The sequence below is a fragment of the Nonomuraea candida genome (assembly GCF_000725485.1).
Taxonomy (GTDB): domain Bacteria; phylum Actinomycetota; class Actinomycetes; order Streptosporangiales; family Streptosporangiaceae; genus Nonomuraea; species Nonomuraea candida.
Map to the genome: position 1 here is coordinate 54,216 of NZ_JOAG01000010.1, position 15,663 is coordinate 69,878.

The window sequence follows — 15,663 nt, forward strand, 5'->3', positions numbered from 1 at the left end:
GAGCGCCGTCAGGCCACGTCCGCGCTCCGGCGCGAGGGCATCAGCTTGCCCTCGCGCCAGAGCGCGAACCCGGTGATCAGCGCCCCGAGCCCTTCCCAGAGCCCGACGCCGAAGAACTCGGCCGGCGCGGCCCCCGTCAGGACCAGCGTGCTGAAGACCGCGAACGTCACCAGCCGGAACGGCACGGTCCAGCGGAAGAACGGCGTGTAGTCGTGCGAGGCGGCGAACAGGTAATAGACGCCCATGTTCACCGCCGCCATCGAGCTGGCCGCCATGTAGACCAGCGTGTAGTCGCCGGCCGGCCGCACGTCGAGCACCTCGAACCCGAGCATCGCCAGCAGCGTGTCCGGGGAGATCAGCCCGAGCAGGCCGAGCGCGAGGGCGAGGAAGCCGAAGACCGCGATGGTCCATCCGGCGAAAGAACGCGGAAGACGCACAGAAATCCTTCCAAAGGGGGGTGTAATCTGCGAGGCGATCTATCATGCACCCCGGAGGTCGCATGCCCCCCACACGTGGCCGCCCCATCGCGCTGAAACTGCTCATCCTCCTGCTCGTGCCCCTGCTGTCCCTGGTCGGGCTGTGGGCGTTCGCGGCGAGCCTGACCGGCGGCGACGGCCTCCGCCTGCTGGAGATCGACAACCTGGCCACCAACCTGGCCGACCCGTCGGAGCGGGTCACCGTCGAGCTGCAGAACGAACGGCTGGCCTCGGTGGAGTTCCTGGTGACCGGGCAGGGCGCGGACGCGATGGCCAGGCGGCGCGGCCAGACCGACCGGGCCGTGCAGACGTTCCGCACGCGGGCGGCGAGCCTGCGCGAGGTGTCGCCCGAGATGACCGCGCAGCTCAACGCGCTGAACGTCAAGCTCGACCAGCTCGCCGACGTGCGCCGCGAGGTGGACGCCACCCTCGTCACGCCGCTCGACGTCATCGACGGCTACAGCCAGATCGTGGACGCCTCCTTCCGCCTGTACGACGCCATGGTCCTGGTGCCCGACATGGCCATGTACCAGCAGGCCAGGGCGATCACCACGCTCGGCGAGGCCAAGGACCTGCTGTCCAGGGAGCGGGCGCTGATCGCGATCGTGCTGGCCAGGGGCCGGGTCGAGCAGCGCGAGCGCGAGTCGTTCACCGGCATGGTGGCGACCCGGCGGCTGCTGTTCTCCCAGGCGCTGTCGCACCTGGACGGCGAGCTGCGCGGGCCGTACGAGAAGCTCGCCTACTCGCCTGTCTACAAGGAGTTCCTGGAGGCCGAGGACGCGATCAAGGGGCAGGCGGCGGCCAACGGGCTGCCCGCCAGCGCCGCCACCTGGCCCATCGACGGCGAGAACCTCTGGGCCGCCGTCGAGAGCGCCCAGGCGCTGGCCGTCAAGGGCATCAGGGAGCGGGTGACGCCGGCGGCCGTCGGCATGTTCGTCAAGATCGGCGTGGCGGGCGGCGTCGGCCTGGTCGCCGTCGTCGCCTCCGTCCTGCTCTCGCTGCGCTTCCGCCGGCGCCTGGTGCGCGAGCTGGCGGGCCTGCGCGACGCGGCCACCGAGCTGGCCGAGGTGCGGCTGGCGGGGCTGGTCGAGCGGCTGCGCACCAACACCGCGCCGCCCACCGCCGCCGAGCTGGCGCCGCTGGAGGTCAAGACGCACACCGCCGAGGTGCGCGACATCGTGCACGCCTTCAACGAGGTGCAGTCCACCGCCGTCGAGGCCGCCGTGAGCCAGGCCCGGCTGCGCCACGGCGTCAACCAGGTCTTCGTGAACCTGGCCAGGCGCAACCAGTCGCTGCTGCACCGGCAGCTCCTCCAGCTCGACGGCATGGAGCGGGCCACGGAGGCGCCCGAGCAGCTCGCGGACCTGTTCAAGCTCGACCACCTCACCACCCGCATGCGCCGGCACGCGGAGAGCCTCATCATCCTGTCCGACCAGGCGCCCGGCCGCGGCTGGCGCAACCCGGTGCCCATCCTCGACGTGCTGCGCGCCGCCGTGGCCGAGGTGGAGGAGTACGAGCGCGTGGAGGTGCTCACGCCGCCGCCCGTCGCCCTGGTGGGCTCCGCGGTCACCGACGTGGCCCACCTGATGGCCGAGCTGATCGAGAACGCCACCCTCTTCTCGCCGCCCCTGACCCGGGTGGACGTGCGCAGCCACGCCTCCCCCCACGGCCTGGTCGTGGAGGTGGAGGATCGCGGCCTCGGGCTGCCCCGGGCCGAGCTGGACGAGCTGAACGACCGGCTGACGCGTACGCCCGAGTTCGACCTCGCGCACAGCGACCAGCTCGGGTTGTTCGTGGTCGCCAAGCTGGCCGCCAGGCACGACATCAAGGTCGCCCTGGTGCCCTCGCCGTACGGCGGCCTGACCGCCACCGTCGCCCTGCCCGCGGCCCTGCTGTCCGACCAGCCCGCCCTGGCCGGCAGGTGATCTCCCGGCGCGCGGGAGGTCAGGTGTCGTGGCCCTTCGGCGCGGGCCTGGCGGGCGGGAGGTAGGTCAGCCCGCCGGACGCACGCGCCGCCGCCGAGGCCAGCAGCCGCTCGTGCACGTTGCCCGCCAGCAGCCGCCGGGCCTCCTCGAAGGTGAAGAAGCCGTAGTCGTCGAGCTCCTCGGCCTGCAGCCTGATCGGCGTGCCGGAGTGGACCTCGCCGCAGTCGAACATGAACGTGACCACCGGATAGGGCACGTGCGACAGCCCGTCGACCCAGCTCACGCTCAGCAGCCTGCCGACCTCGACCGAGAGCCCGACCTCCTCGGTCACCTCCCTGGCGCACGCCTGCGCGGGATGCTCCCCCACGTCGATCATGCCGCCCGGGAACGACCAGTGCTCCCGGTAGTTGGGGTCGACCAGGAGCACCCGGCCTCGCTCGTCGGTGATGAACGCCGACGCCCCCGTGATCACGCGATTGACCGTGGTCCAGAAATCATCGCTCACACAGGCACTATGGCAGAACCTGCAGCAGCGCCTGCTTCTTCGCCTGTGCGGGCTCCGCGATCCGCTGCGCCTCCTTGCCCGACCGGTCGAGCACGACCAGCGTGTGGTGCGCGGCGCCCGCCACCCGTACGACCATGCGCCCGTCGGCCAGGTGGAGCGCCCCGAGCAGCCGGCCCTTCACCGCCGGCGTCCGCCGCTTGCCCGTCACCACGTCGAGCACGACCGGCTTGAACGCGGTGGGCCAGGTGCCGTCGCCCAGGATGTCGGGGTCGGCGGGGAAGCCCACGACGGCGGTGCGCCCGTCCGGCGACAGGCTCTGCACGTGGGTGATCCACTTGACGCCCTTGGCCCGCGCCGCCTTGCCCGTCTTGACGTCGAGCCGGTAGAGCGCGTCGGCCTCCCCGGTGTATCCCGCCACGTACCGGCCGCCGGCCGACCAGGCCAGGTGGCACACGCCCGGCGACCTGCCCAGCTTGCGCGGCGCTGCGCTGCCGTCGGCCCTGACGGCCATGATCGTGTCGTCGCCCTGCGGGTAGGCCACCCGCGCGGAGTCGGCGGACCAGACCGGGGTCAGGCACGGCGTGCCGCCCCGCAGCCCGCTGACGATCGTGGTGGTCCTGCCGCCCTGGCTGACCTGGAGCCGGCCGCTCTGCGTCACCCAGGCCGCCTTCCTCCCGTCGGGCGAGACGGTGTACTGCGCCATGGAGCGGGACCTGACGAGCGTGTGCCACCGGCCGTCCTCGTACCGGCTGAGCCGGTCACCGGCGGCGGTGGCGTAGACGGCGGCGCCGGACAGCGGGGGCGGCGCGGCCTCGGGGGACGAAGGGGCCGCCGCCGACGCGGGCGCGGCGGACGCGGACGCGGACGCGAGCGTGGCGGACGCGGACGCGTCCGCGGTGGAGGCGAACGCGGGCGCGGCGGACGCGGAGGCCACCAGAGCGGTGGCGGCGCCGAGTGCGACTCCCGCCGCAAGACGAATCTTCATGACCAGCATGGTGCCCGACCCGATCGCCCGGATCGGGCCACGGCGCGCTACAGGCGCACGAAGGGCTCGCTGAAGTGGGAGGTCGCGAGGATCGCCCGCTCGGCCTTGAGCGCGGCGAGCACCTCGGCACGGCTGCGCGCGGCCGTCTCGGGGTCGTCGTCGTAGAGGTAGCGGATGCTCGGGTCGTCCACCTGCACCGGGTGGTGGACCAGGTCGCCGGTGAGGGCCACCTCGCCGACCCTGACGATCTGGTGGCCGGGGGTGTGCCCGGGAGCCAGGTGCACGCGCACGCCGGGTGCCGCCTCCGCGTCGCCCTCGACGACGTGGAGCTGCCCCTTGATGACGGAGACGACCTCGTCGAGCACCGGCCCGCCGACGGCGTCCAGCTCCGCCCGCTGGACGACGTGCTGGGCGTTCTCGAACAGCGGTCGGCCGCCGGCGACCGCGCCGGAGACGTGGTCGCTGTGCAGGTGGGTGAGGACGACGGTGCCGATCTCGGCGGGCGCGACGCCCACGGCGGCCAGCTCGGCCGCCAGCGTGCCCGGGACCGGGGCCCAGCTCGACGCGGGCGAGTCCGCGGCGCCGACGCCGGTGTCGACCAGGGTCAGCCGGTCCGCGGCGTCGCGGACGAGATAGCAGTGGAAGTGCAGGACCCAGGGCTCGTCGGGGAGCCCGGACCCGGCGAACATCTCCGCCGACGGGCGGCTCAGCGCGGGCCCCATGGGGCCCACGGCGTCGCAGAGCGGCGTGACTTCGACGCCGGAAACGGTGAGCGGTCGGTGTGGCACCCGACAAGACTAGGCGGCCGTGGCAGCCGGCAAGGCCAGGCGGCCGTGGCAGCCGGCAAGACTAGGCGGCCGTGGCACCTGGGCAAGGGCAGGCGGCCGTGGCAGCCGGCAAGGCTAGGCGGCCACCGGCTGGCGCGGAACGTACTCGTTCTCGAGGTCGGCGGCGTACACGGCGCGGCGGCAGTTCGCGCACCGGTACATGATCGGGCCCTCGTCCAGCTCGTGGTGGCACCGCGGGCAGCGGTTGACGGTCTTCATGGTGCTCCCCCAAGGAGATCTAGCGGTGTTCGATCCTCATGGAACCCTCACCGAGTTGCAGGGGCCCTGCATGCCACTTGACACCATGACGCTGCATCGGTGGGGGTTCTGTGTCGCCCGGCACACCGTGCGCGGTAATTTTCCTCGCAACACGTCGCCGAGAAGAACATTGTCACGTCTCCTGTCCCGCAGGGGCGGGTGGAAACACGAGAACAGCCCAGGAATAGCCCAAGAGGGCTAGGTGTTGTATGGGTCAGATCGTGTGGTAGCTTGCCACCGAGCGTCGAGCTCCAGCTCCGCTTGATCTCCAGAGAACGGTCCGTCCCTCGCTCTTGAGCCGGGGAAACGACCTCTCTTCTCTCTTCATCGTCTTCGCGACCGGCGTGACGTGCGCGTCCCGGCCGCTTCTCCCTCAAGGGGCTCAACATGACTGTGCAAACTCCCACCATTCCGCGGCAGCGTGCCGCATCCGACCAGATCCACCACGTCAGCGGCCTGCTGGACGTCCACGACAAGGCGGCGATCCTGCGGGCGGGCCACCTGCCGGGCCCGGGCGACGTGCGCCTGCCCCCCGAGCGGCTGCGCCAGTACGACCTGCGTCCCGGCGACCACGTCACCGCCTCCTTCGCCGGCAACAGGCTCGTGGACGTGCACGCGGTCAACGGCAGTGCCGAGTGGCGCGGGCGGCCCCGGTTCGGGGAGCTGACGCCCGTACATCCGGCCGAGCGGCTCGTCCTGGAGACCCCGGCGCTGAGCACGCGCGTCATCGACCTGTTCGCGCCCATCGGCAAGGGCCAGCGCGGCCTCATCGTCGCGCCGCCCAAGGCCGGCAAGACCATGGTGCTGCAGGCGCTGGCCGCCGGCATCACCGCCAACCACCCCGAAGTGCACCTCATGGTGGTCCTGGTGGGCGAGCGGCCCGAGGAGGTCACCGAGATGCGCGCCAGCATCCGGGGCGAGATCTTCTCCTCCACCTTCGACCACCCGGACCGCGACCACGCCGCCGTCGCCGAGCTGGCCCTCGAGCGCGCCAAGCGCCTCGTGGAGGCCGGCCGGGACGTGGTGCTGCTGCTCGACTCGCTGACCCGGCTGGGCCGGGCCTACAACAACCTGGCGCCGGCCGGCGGACGGGTGCTCACGGGCGGCATCGACGCCCGCGCCCTGTACCCGCCCAAGCGCTTCTTCGGCGCCGCCCGCAACGTGGAGGGCGGCGGCTCCCTCACCATCCTCGCCACCGCCCTGGTGGACACCGGCTCCCGGATGGACAACAGCCTGTACGAGGAGTTCAAGGGCACCGGCAACATGGAGCTGCACCTGGTCCGCGAACTGGCGGAGCGCCGCCTGTTCCCCGCCGTGGACCTCGACGCCTCCGGAACGCGCCGCGAGGAGCTCCTGCTGCCGGCCCAGGACCTTCAGGTGCTGTGGCGGCTGCGCCGCACGCTCACCACGTTGGAGAAGCACAAGGCCCTCGAACTCCTCAGGGACAAACTCCGCGCCACCCCCACCAACGCCGCCTTCCTCGCCGAAGCCGCCAGCTGATCCCCCAGCCCCCGGCCTCCACGCGCGCCGCGACGGCGAGAAGCCGCACGGACGCCCGGCACGACGCGGACGGCGCCGGCGCACCAGAATGAACGCCTCGGACGCACACCAGAAGTGGGGCTCCTCACCCGCACACCGGAGCGTGGCTCCTCACCGGCACCGCGAGCGGGCGCCTCGGACACACCCGATCAGGTGCCTCGGACGCACCCGAGCGAGCGACTCGGACGCACACGTGAGTGAGCGCCTCGGCGCACACGCGAGTGAGCGCCCAGGACGCACGAGCGAGTGGGCGCCTCGGACGTGCACGAGAATGGGCCGCATGCTGGCTGACATCGTCGAATATCTCATCTGTCCCGTCTGCCGAGCCGACCTGCGACTGCACGGCGGCGTCGTGCGGTGTGCGGGCGGGCATGCCTTCGACGTGGCCAAGCAGGGTTACGTGAGCCTGCTCGTCGGCTCCAGGCCCCCGGGCACCGCCGACAGCGCCGAGATGGTGGCCGCCAGGGCCGCGTTCCTCGACGCCGGCCACTACGCCCCGCTGGCGGAAGCTGTGGCGGATGCGGTGGCGGAAGCTGTGGCGGATGCGGTGGGGGATGGGGTGCGGGCGCACATCCGGGGTGAGAACGTTCCACAAAAACGTGAGTCCTCCACCGAAACGAATGACGGCGCGGAGTTGAGGGCGTACCGTGGGGCGGGAGTGGAGGCCGGTTACGGCCTGGACCCGCAGGGGGCCGGGCGGCAGCCGGAAATCGTCGAGGGTCGCGGCGCGGCGGGCAGGGCCGGGCCGGTGATCGTCGACGCGGGCGCGGGCACCGGGCACTACCTGGCGGGCGCGCTCGACGTGATCAACGATGGCATCGGGATGGCGTTCGATGTGTCGAAGCACGCTGTACGCCGGGCGGCGCGGGTGCATCCCAGGGCGGGGGCGTTCGTGGCCGACGTGTGGCGCCCGCTTCCGATCAGGAGCGGGGTGGCCGACGTGGTGATCGACGTCTTCGCGCCCAGGAACGGGCCGGAGTTCCGGCGGATCCTGCGGCCGGGCGGCGTGGCCGTGGTCGTCACGCCCGCGCCCCGGCATCTCAGCCCGCTGGTGGAGGAGCTGGGGCTGCTCTCCGTGGACGAGGAGAAGGAGCGCAGGGTGGCCCGCAGCCTGGAGGGGTTCACCGAGACCGGGCGGCGCTCGATCGAGTTCGAGATGGAGCTGGCACATGGCGACATCGCCCAGGTCGTCGGGATGGGCCCGAGCGCGTGGCACCACGACCCGGCCACGCTCGATGGGCGAATCGCGGCGTTTGTCTCCCGGAATGTCGCGAAAAAGCAGCAAAAAGTAGTAACGCGTGCGGCGTTTCATCTGTCTACCTTCGCGCCGACATCCTGATCAAGACCCGTTCCTTGACGGGTAGCTGCGACTGGTGTTACTGATGGGGCATTTAGTCCGAAATTCCCCCACATTCTCGGAGTATTTCCCCGGCGTAGGCGCAATACTGGACGGCATCCCTCGCCCCGAGGCGCGGGACATCAGAGGGAGGGGGCGCGCCGGATGAAGGCGGAGGAACGCTGGCAGGCCAGGTTCCGGGCGTCGCGCATGACGCTGCCGTCCTGGGCGCGCCAGGCCCCGAACCGCTCCATCTACCGCTCCAACGCCACCGGAAAGTGGGAGGTCTACGCCTGGGACCGCGTCACCGGCGCCACCCGCCAGGTCACCGACCAGCCCAAAGGCACGGCATACGCCGCGATCGACCCCACCGGCCAGTGGATCTACTGGTTCGCCGACACCGACGGCGACGAGTTCGGCGGCTGGTGGCGCGCGCCGTTCACGGGCGGCGAGGCCGCGCCGGTCGCGCCCGACCTGCCGCCGGGCCAGCCGGGCGGCATCGCGCTGTCCACGACCGGCGTCGCGGCGATCAGCCTGGCCCGCGAAGGGGCGTTCCGCATCCACCTGGTGCGCGCGGGCGAGCCGGCCCGCACCCTGTACGAGCACTCCGAGGCCGCCTGGGTGGCCGCCATGTCGCTCGACGGCTCCCTCATCGCCATCAACCACGGCGAATACGGCGACGTGCGCCACCCGGCGCTCCGCGTCGTGCGCCAGAACGGCGACACGGTCGGCGAGCTCCACGACGGCCCCGCCAAGGGCGTGGTCGGCCTCAGCTTCGCCCCGGTGCCGGGCGACCGCCGCCTGCTGGCCCTGCACGAGCGCCGCCAGCGCCACGAGCCCCTGGTCTGGGACCCGGTGACCGGCGAGCAGCGCGAGATCTGGCTGCGCGACTCCGGCGACCTGACCGCCGAGTGGTACGACGACGGCCGCGGCCTGCTCATCCTGCGCGACGACCGCGCCCGCAGCCACCTGCACCGCTACGACCTCGCCGGCGGCGGCCTGACCCTGATCGAGACGCCGCAGGGCGTGATCGAGGAGGCCGCGCCCAGGCCCGGCGGCCACGTCGAATACTCCTGGTCCAACGCCTCGCGCCCGCCCGTCATCCGGTCCAGCACCGGCCAGGTCGTGGTCAACCCCATCGGCCCGCCGGCCCCGCCGAGCGTGCCGGTGGAGGACATCGACGTCGAGGGCGAGGGCGGCCTCATCCACGCGCTGGTGTCCAGGCCGGAGGCGGGCGCCGCCCCCTATCCCACCGTCTTCCTGCTGCACGGCGGGCCGACGGCGCACGACCGCGACGCGTTCTCGCCGGAGGTGGCGGCCTGGGTGGACGCGGGGTTCGCGGTGGTGCGGGTCAACTACCGGGGCTCGACCGGCTACGGCTCGGCCTGGCGCAACGCGCTCCACGGCGACGTGGGGCACATCGAGCTGGCCGACGTGGCGGCCGTGCGCCGGCGGGTGGTCGAGCGCGGCATCGCCGACGCCGACCGTACGGTGCTGGCGGGCTCCGCGTGGGGCGGCTACCTGACGCTGCTCGGCCTCGGCACCCAGCCCGGCCTGTGGGCGTGCGGCATCGCGGCGGTGCCGATCGCCTGCCACCAGACCTCCTACGAGGACGAGGCGGAGAGCCTGCGCGCCTATCACCGCGCCCTGCTCGGCGGCTCCCCCGACGAGCAGCCCGAACGGTACGCCGCCAGCTCCCCGATCACCTACGTCGACCGGATCGAGGCCCCGCTGCTGATCCTGGCGGGCGAGAACGACACGCGGTGCCCGCTGCGCCAGATCGAGAAATATGTGGCCGCGCTGGCCGAGCACGGCCGCGAGCACGAGGTCTACACCTACGACGCGATCCGGGGCTCGCTCGTGGTCGCGGAGCGGATCGCGCAGACGATGCTCCAGCTCGAATTCGCCCGCAAGCACGTGGGTTGACCTGGCAGGTTGACGCTCTGTAAGAATAGCGCTGACCCTGATCCTTGAGTGCCGGTCAGCTCCCCTGTCAACGTCTCGCCCATCGCAGTCGGCCGAAAGGCGCACCTTTGAGCACCACTTCCGCCCGCGCGCCCCTGGCGGCGGCGCGCCGCGACACCCCGGCCCCGCGGGAAACGCGGTGAGCCCGCTGACCACCGGCGTGCGGCCGGTGCGGCTAGCGGGCGCGCAGGACCACGATGGCCAGGTCGTCGGCGCTGGGCTCGGAGGCGAACTCGGCCGCGCCCCTGCGGATGCGCTCGGCCACCGCCCTGGCCGACAGCCCCGCGCACTCGGCCAGCAGCTTGGCCAGGCCGCCGTCGTCGTCGAGCAGCCGCCCGCCCGAGCGCCGCTCGGTCACCCCGTCGGTCACGGCCAGCAGCACGTCGCCGTGGTCGAGGTGCACGGTGTCGGCCTCGAACACCACCTCGTGGAAGACCCCCAGCAGCGACTGCGGCGTGGTCACCGCCTCGACCTTGCCGCTCGGCTTGAGCCGCAGGGCCTCGGGGTGACCGGCCGACACCAGCCGCACCTCCAGCCCGTCGGGCACCGGCGTGATGTCGCCGTGCAGCAGCGTGAGGAACCTGGCCCGCTCCCCCTCCTCCAGGATCGCCTGGTTGAGCCGGCCGAGCACCGCGGCGACGCCGTAGCCCTCCCTGGCCAGCAGCCGCAGCGTGTGGCGGGCCAGGCCGGTCACGGCGGCGGCCTCGGGGCCGGTGCCGCAGACGTCGCCGATCGCGAAGCGCCAGGAGTCGTCGCCCGCCTTGAACAGGTCGTAGAAGTCGCCGCCGACCTCGTTGGCCTCGCCGGCGGGCTCGTAGATGACGCCGTAGTCGAGCCCGGGCACCTCGGGCTCGTTGGGCGGCAGCAGGCTGCGCTGCAGGGCCCGGTTGGCCGCGGCCTGCTGGGCGTAGAGGCGGGCGTTGTCCATGGCCAGCGCGGCGCGCCTGCCGATGTCCTCGGCGAACTGGATGACCTCGTCGGGGAAGCGGTCGGGCCGGCCCAGGCACATCATGCCGAGGCTGCGCCCGCGCGCGGTCAGCGGCACGGCGAGCACCTGCGACTCGGCCAGGTGGATCAGGGAGGTGACCCTGGTGTCGGCGGCGCTGACGTCCATCTCGTCGAGCTGCTCGCGCAGCCCGTCGATCCTGGCCTCGTCGGCGTGCCAGAGATAGACCAGCCGCGGCGGGCCGGAGTTGTCGGAGGTGTAGACCGCGCACCAGCTCGACAGCCGGGGCACGACCACCTGGGCGATGATCGCCGGCACCATGTCGGGGTCCAGGGTGCCGGCGAGCAGGTCACTGGCGTCGGCCAGGAACCCCAGCCAGTGCGGCCCCCTGCTGCTCTCCTCCAGCCATTCGGCTGCCACCCTGTCGGCGGAGCCGGGTAGCGTGAGCCTTGCCCAATGGACACGGGAATCGCCCGCAAAGGTGACTCCCCACTCCTCGACGTTGACGGAAGGAGCCTTCGGATCGCTTTGGGAGAGGTTTCGTTGCCGCAACTCCACCTGGACTGCGTCCCCGAAATGCTTCCAAATCACCTCAAACGGCTCGTCAGCGACCTGCTCGGCCAGATCGGCGGCGGCCTGCTCGGCGGTATGGAGCACGCCACCGGTGGCCCACGCGGTCATCACCTCGCGCGTGAACCTCATCGCAGCCGTCACAGCGGTCTCGCCGGGCGCGAACGTCGCAGCCAGCACCGCATGGGGAGAAGCAGTCATCCCAACGTGCCTACCACACTTCCCGCTGACTTGGGGTAAATCCAAGGACAGGACTACGAGCTACTCATCGTGACAGACTTGAATCACTCGCCGGAGCCAGCAGCGGGTGAAGGAGGCCCCATGACCACGGCCAAGGCCGCGCCAAGCTCAGAGGAGAGGACTTACACCGAGTCGGATCTCGTGCCCATCCTGGAGACTCTCTTCTCTTGGCGTGACGGCGACTTCCGGCGTCGGGTTCCTCATGCCCCTCCGGGCATCCTCAGCGAGGTGCGGCTGCTGCTCAACGAAGTGGCCGACCGTCGCGAGCATCTCGCCAACGAGCTGGTACGCGTACGTAAAGAAGTCGTCAAGGAAGGCCGCTTCGGCGAGCGCCTGACGCCCGGCCCCGGCGTCGGCGCCTGGGCGGAGAGCGTCGAGTCGGTCAACATGCTGATCGACGCGCTCGTGAGCCCGGTGAGCGGCGCGGCCGACGTCATCGACGCGGTCGCCAAGGGTGACCTGTCGCGGCGCATCGACCTCGACCGGTCGGCGCGCGGCGAGGTGCGCCGGCTGGGCAAGGCCATCAACGGCATGGTCGACCAGCTCGCGCTGTTCAACTCCGAGGTCACGAGGGTGGCGCGCGAGGCGGGCACCGAGGGCCGGCTGGGCGGCAGCGCCAACCTGCGCGGCATGTCGGGAAGCTGGCGCGACCTGACCGAAGCGGTCAACACGATGTCCTCGCGCGTGGCGGCGCAGGTGCGCGACATCGCCGTGGTGACCACCGCCGTGGCCAAGGGCGACCTGAGCCGCAAGGTCACGGTCGACGCCGTGGGCGAGATGTTCGAGCTGAAGAACACCGTCAACACGATGGTCGACCAGCTCTCGGGCTTCGCCGAAGAGGTGACCAGGGTCGCCCGCGAGGTGGGCACGGAGGGCCAGCTCGGCGGCCAGGCGCAGGTGACCGGCGTGTCGGGCGTCTGGAAGGACCTCACCGACAACGTCAACTTCATGGCCAACAACCTCACCTCCCAGGTGCGCAGCATCGCGACCGTGGCGACGGCGGTGGCCCAGGGCAACCTGTCGAAGAAGATCACCGTTGACGCGCAGGGCGAGATCCTGCAGCTCAAGGACACCCTCAACACCATGGTCGACCAGCTCCCTCACCGACAACGTCAACTCCATGGCCAACAACCTCACCTACCAGGTGCGCAACATCGCCCAGGTCACCACGGCCGTGGCCAACGGCGACCTCACCCGCAAGATCGACGTCGACGCGCAGGGCGAGATCCTCGAGCTCAAGTCGACCATGAACACGATGGTCGAGCAGCTCTCGTCGTTCGCCTCCGAGGTGACCCGCGTGGCCCGCGAGGTCGGCACGGAAGGCCAGCTCGGCGGCCAGGCGCAGGTGCGCGGCGTGTCCGGGGTCTGGAAGGACCTCACCGACAACGTCAACTCGATGGCCAACAACCTGACCTCGCAGGTGCGCCAGATCGCGGCGGTGTCGTCCGCGGTGGCCCAGGGCAACCTGTCGAAGAAGATCACCGTTGACGCGCAGGGCGAGATCCTGCAGCTCAAGGACACCCTCAACACCATGGTCGACCAGCTCGGGCGTGTCGGGCGTCTGGAAAGACCTCACCGACAACGTCAACTCCATGGCCAACAACCTGACCTACCAGGTGCGCAACATCGCCGAGGTGACCACCGCGGTCGCCAACGGCGACCTCACCCGCAAGATCGACGTGAACGCCCAGGGCGAGATCCTGGCGCTCAAGACGACCGTCAACCGGATGGTCGACCAGCTCTCGTCGTTCGCCTCCGAGGTGACCCGCGTGGCCCGCGAGGTCGGCACGGAGGGCCAGCTCGGCGGCCAGGCCCGGGTCGAGGGCGTCGAGGGCACGTGGAAGCGCCTCACCGAGAGCGTCAACGAGCTGGCGGGCAGCCTCACCACGCAGATCCGCGCCATCGCGACCGTGACCAGCGCCGTCGCCCGCGGCGACCTGACCCGTTCCATCGCCATCGAGGCGCAGGGCGAGCTGGCCGAGCTGAAGGACAACATCAACTCGATGGTGGGCAGCCTGCGCGAGACCACGCAGGCCAACCAGGAGCAAGACTGGCTCAAGTCCAACCTGGCCCGCATCTCCCGGCTCATGCAGGGCCACCGCGACCTGCTCGAAGTGGCCAAGCTGACGATGAGCGAGCTGACGCCGCTGGTCTCGGCCCGCTACGGCGCCTTCTACAGCATCGACCCCGAGGGCGACCACGAGCTGATCCTCATCGGCGGCTACGGGGTGCGCCCCGACCGGGGCCCGCGCCAGCGCTTCGCGATCGGCGAGGGCATCGTCGGGCAGGCGGCCCGCGAGGGCAGGCACATCGTGCTCGACGACGTGCCGCCGCAGTTCATCACCATCGACAGCGGCCTCAGCCGCTCCACGCCCGCGCAGATCGTGGTGCTGCCGATCCTGTTCGAGAACCGCGTGCTGGGCGTGCTGGAGCTGGCCTCGTTCACGCCGTTCGGCGAGGTGCACCTCGACTTCCTGACGCAGCTCGTCGAGACCATCGGCGTCACGATGAACACGATCATCGCCAACTCCCGCACCGAGGACCTGCTGACCGAGTCGCAGCGGCTCACCCGCGAGCTGCAGGAACGCTCCGACGAGCTGCAGCGCCAGCAGGAGGAGCTGCGCAGGTCCAACGCCGAGCTGGAGGACAAGGCGGCGCTGCTGGCCAAGCAGAACCGCGCGATCGAGATCCAGAACTTCCAGATCGAGCAGGCCCGCCGCACGCTGGAGGAGCGCGCGGAGCAGCTCGCGGTCTCCTCGCGCTACAAGTCCGAGTTCCTCGCGAACATGTCCCACGAGCTGCGCACGCCGCTCAACAGCCTGCTGGTGCTGGCCAAGCTGCTGACCGAGAACGCCGAGGGCAACCTCACCTCGCAGCAGGTCGAGTTCGCCCGGACGATCCACAGCGCGGGCTCGGCGCTGCTCCAGCTCATCAACGACATGCTCGACCTGTCGAAGGTCGAGGCGGGCCGGATGGACATCCACCCGATCCAGGTGTCGCTGCCGAAGATGGTCGACCTGCTGGAGGCCGCGTTCGCGCCGCTGGCGCAGGACAAGGGGCTCTCGTTCAGCGTGGAGGTCGATCCCGACGTGCCCCACGAGCTGCGCGCCGACGAGCAGCGGCTGCAGCAGGTGCTGCGCAACCTGCTGTCCAACGCGGTGAAGTTCACGCCGAGGGGCGAGGTGAAGCTGCGCGTCGCGATGGCCCCGCCGGGGGTCGACTTCGACGACGACAGCCTCCACGACGCCACCGATCTGCTGGCCTTCCAGGTGATCGACACCGGCATCGGCATCGCGCCCGACAAGCGCGACGTCATCTTCGAGGCGTTCAGGCAGGCCGACGGCACCACGAGCCGCAAATACGGCGGCACGGGCCTGGGCCTGGCGATCTGCCGCGACATCGCGCGGCTGCTGGGCGGCGAGATCCACGTCGACAGCGAGCTGGGCCAGGGCAGCACGTTCACGCTCTACCTGCCGGCCTCCTACACCGGCCCGCTGGCCGCGACCGACCCCGCCACCGCGCGCCGGCAGCTCATGACGCCGCCGTCGGACGACCAGCAGGGCGCCTCCACGACGCCCGAGCCGCCGCTGCCCTCGCTGGACCTGCCGATGCCCGAGCTGGTCGAGCCGCCGGTCGAGACGCCCAGCCAGTGGCAGGGCGACGACCCGCTCAACGGCGCCAAGATCCTGATCGTGGACGACGACATCCGCAACGTGTTCGCGCTGACCAGCGTGCTGGAGCGGCACGGCTCGACCGTCGTCTACGCTGAAAACGGACGGGAGGGCATCGAGCAGCTCGAACGAAACGAGGACGTCGCGCTCGTGCTGATGGACATCATGATGCCGGAGATGGACGGGTGGGCCACGACCTCGGCCATCCGCCGCATGCCCCAGTTCGCGGACCTGCCGATCATCGCGCTGACCGCCAAGGTCATGCGGGGCGACCGGGAGAAGAGCATCGCCTCGGGTGCTTCCGACTATGTGCCCAAGCCGGTCGACGTGGACCGCCTGCTCGAACGGTTGCGCGGCTGGCTCAGCCGTGGCCGGGGCTCCGCGTCCGACTCGTCAGCCTCAACAGCCGAAGGGTCGTGA

General features: G+C 71.2%; 10 protein-coding genes and 1 pseudogene. 5 read left to right on the forward strand and 6 right to left on the reverse strand.

Going from position 1 to position 15,663, the window contains the following annotated elements; genetic code table 11:
- Positions 1-8: 8 nt before the first annotated feature.
- Entirely contained in the window at positions 9-437 is a 429-nt protein-coding gene (locus IO39_RS10015) for a hypothetical protein (RefSeq protein WP_043619564.1), read from the reverse strand.
- 62 nt (positions 438-499) lie between these two features.
- On the opposite strand from IO39_RS10015, the gene IO39_RS10020 reads away from it, so the two are divergent.
- A complete protein-coding gene (locus IO39_RS10020; protein ID WP_043619566.1) occupies positions 500-2,401 on the forward strand; it encodes a sensor histidine kinase in 1,902 nt (633 codons plus the stop codon).
- A 19-nt stretch (positions 2,402-2,420) separates the two neighbouring features.
- On the opposite strand, the gene IO39_RS10025 is transcribed toward IO39_RS10020, so the two are convergent.
- From IO39_RS10025 to IO39_RS56000, 4 genes are all read right to left on the reverse strand, one after another.
- Positions 2,421-2,906, reverse strand: coding sequence for an NUDIX domain-containing protein (locus IO39_RS10025; protein ID WP_043619568.1), 486 nt, complete (start codon positions 2,904-2,906; stop codon positions 2,421-2,423).
- 7 nt (positions 2,907-2,913) lie between these two features.
- Complete coding sequence (locus tag IO39_RS10030; protein ID WP_157548132.1) at positions 2,914-3,891, reverse strand: TolB family protein; 978 nt, start codon at positions 3,889-3,891, stop codon at positions 2,914-2,916.
- Positions 3,892-3,938: 47 nt separating this feature from the next.
- Entirely contained in the window at positions 3,939-4,679 is a 741-nt protein-coding gene (locus tag IO39_RS10040; protein ID WP_245641891.1) for an MBL fold metallo-hydrolase, read from the reverse strand.
- 114 nt (positions 4,680-4,793) lie between these two features.
- Positions 4,794-4,937: a hypothetical protein gene (locus IO39_RS56000; protein ID WP_169789043.1), complete on the reverse strand. Its 144-nt coding sequence runs from the start codon at positions 4,935-4,937 to the stop codon at positions 4,794-4,796.
- Between the two features lie 426 nt (positions 4,938-5,363).
- Here IO39_RS56000 and rho point away from each other — a divergent pair, with 426 nt between their 5' ends.
- The 3 genes from rho to IO39_RS10055 all read left to right on the forward strand — a co-directional run bounded on the left by rho (position 5,364) and on the right by IO39_RS10055 (position 9,777).
- Complete coding sequence (gene rho / locus IO39_RS10045; protein WP_043619577.1) at positions 5,364-6,476, forward strand: transcription termination factor Rho; 1,113 nt, start codon at positions 5,364-5,366, stop codon at positions 6,474-6,476.
- A 319-nt stretch (positions 6,477-6,795) separates the two neighbouring features.
- Complete coding sequence (locus tag IO39_RS56675; protein WP_211266966.1) at positions 6,796-7,854, forward strand: putative RNA methyltransferase; 1,059 nt, start codon at positions 6,796-6,798, stop codon at positions 7,852-7,854.
- Positions 7,855-8,016: 162 nt separating this feature from the next.
- Positions 8,017-9,777 (forward strand): S9 family peptidase, encoded by a 1,761-nt coding sequence (locus tag IO39_RS10055; RefSeq protein WP_043619578.1) that lies wholly within the window; start codon positions 8,017-8,019, stop codon positions 9,775-9,777.
- A 214-nt stretch (positions 9,778-9,991) separates the two neighbouring features.
- Here the strand turns inward: IO39_RS10055 and IO39_RS10060 are convergent, their stop codons facing one another.
- Positions 9,992-11,182, reverse strand: coding sequence for a PP2C family protein-serine/threonine phosphatase (locus IO39_RS10060; protein ID WP_043619580.1), 1,191 nt, complete (start codon positions 11,180-11,182; stop codon positions 9,992-9,994).
- 471 nt (positions 11,183-11,653) lie between these two features.
- Here IO39_RS10060 and IO39_RS10065 point away from each other — a divergent pair.
- Positions 11,654-15,663 (forward strand): annotated as a pseudogene (locus tag IO39_RS10065) (HAMP domain-containing protein).

What these genes read in the sequence shown, in the direction of transcription:
- IO39_RS10020 (WP_043619566.1), top strand. Translation starts at nt 500, where the DNA reads ATGCCCCCCACACGTGGCCGCCCCATCGCGCTGAAACTGCTCATCCTC.
- IO39_RS10030 (WP_157548132.1), bottom strand. Translation starts at nt 3,891, where the DNA reads ATGAAGATTCGTCTTGCGGCGGGAGTCGCACTCGGCGCCGCCACCGCT.
- IO39_RS56000 (WP_169789043.1), bottom strand. Translation starts at nt 4,937, where the DNA reads ATGAAGACCGTCAACCGCTGCCCGCGGTGCCACCACGAGCTGGACGAG.
- rho (WP_043619577.1), top strand. Translation starts at nt 5,364, where the DNA reads ATGACTGTGCAAACTCCCACCATTCCGCGGCAGCGTGCCGCATCCGAC.
- IO39_RS56675 (WP_211266966.1), top strand. Translation starts at nt 6,796, where the DNA reads ATGCTGGCTGACATCGTCGAATATCTCATCTGTCCCGTCTGCCGAGCC.
- IO39_RS10055 (WP_043619578.1), top strand. Translation starts at nt 8,017, where the DNA reads ATGAAGGCGGAGGAACGCTGGCAGGCCAGGTTCCGGGCGTCGCGCATG.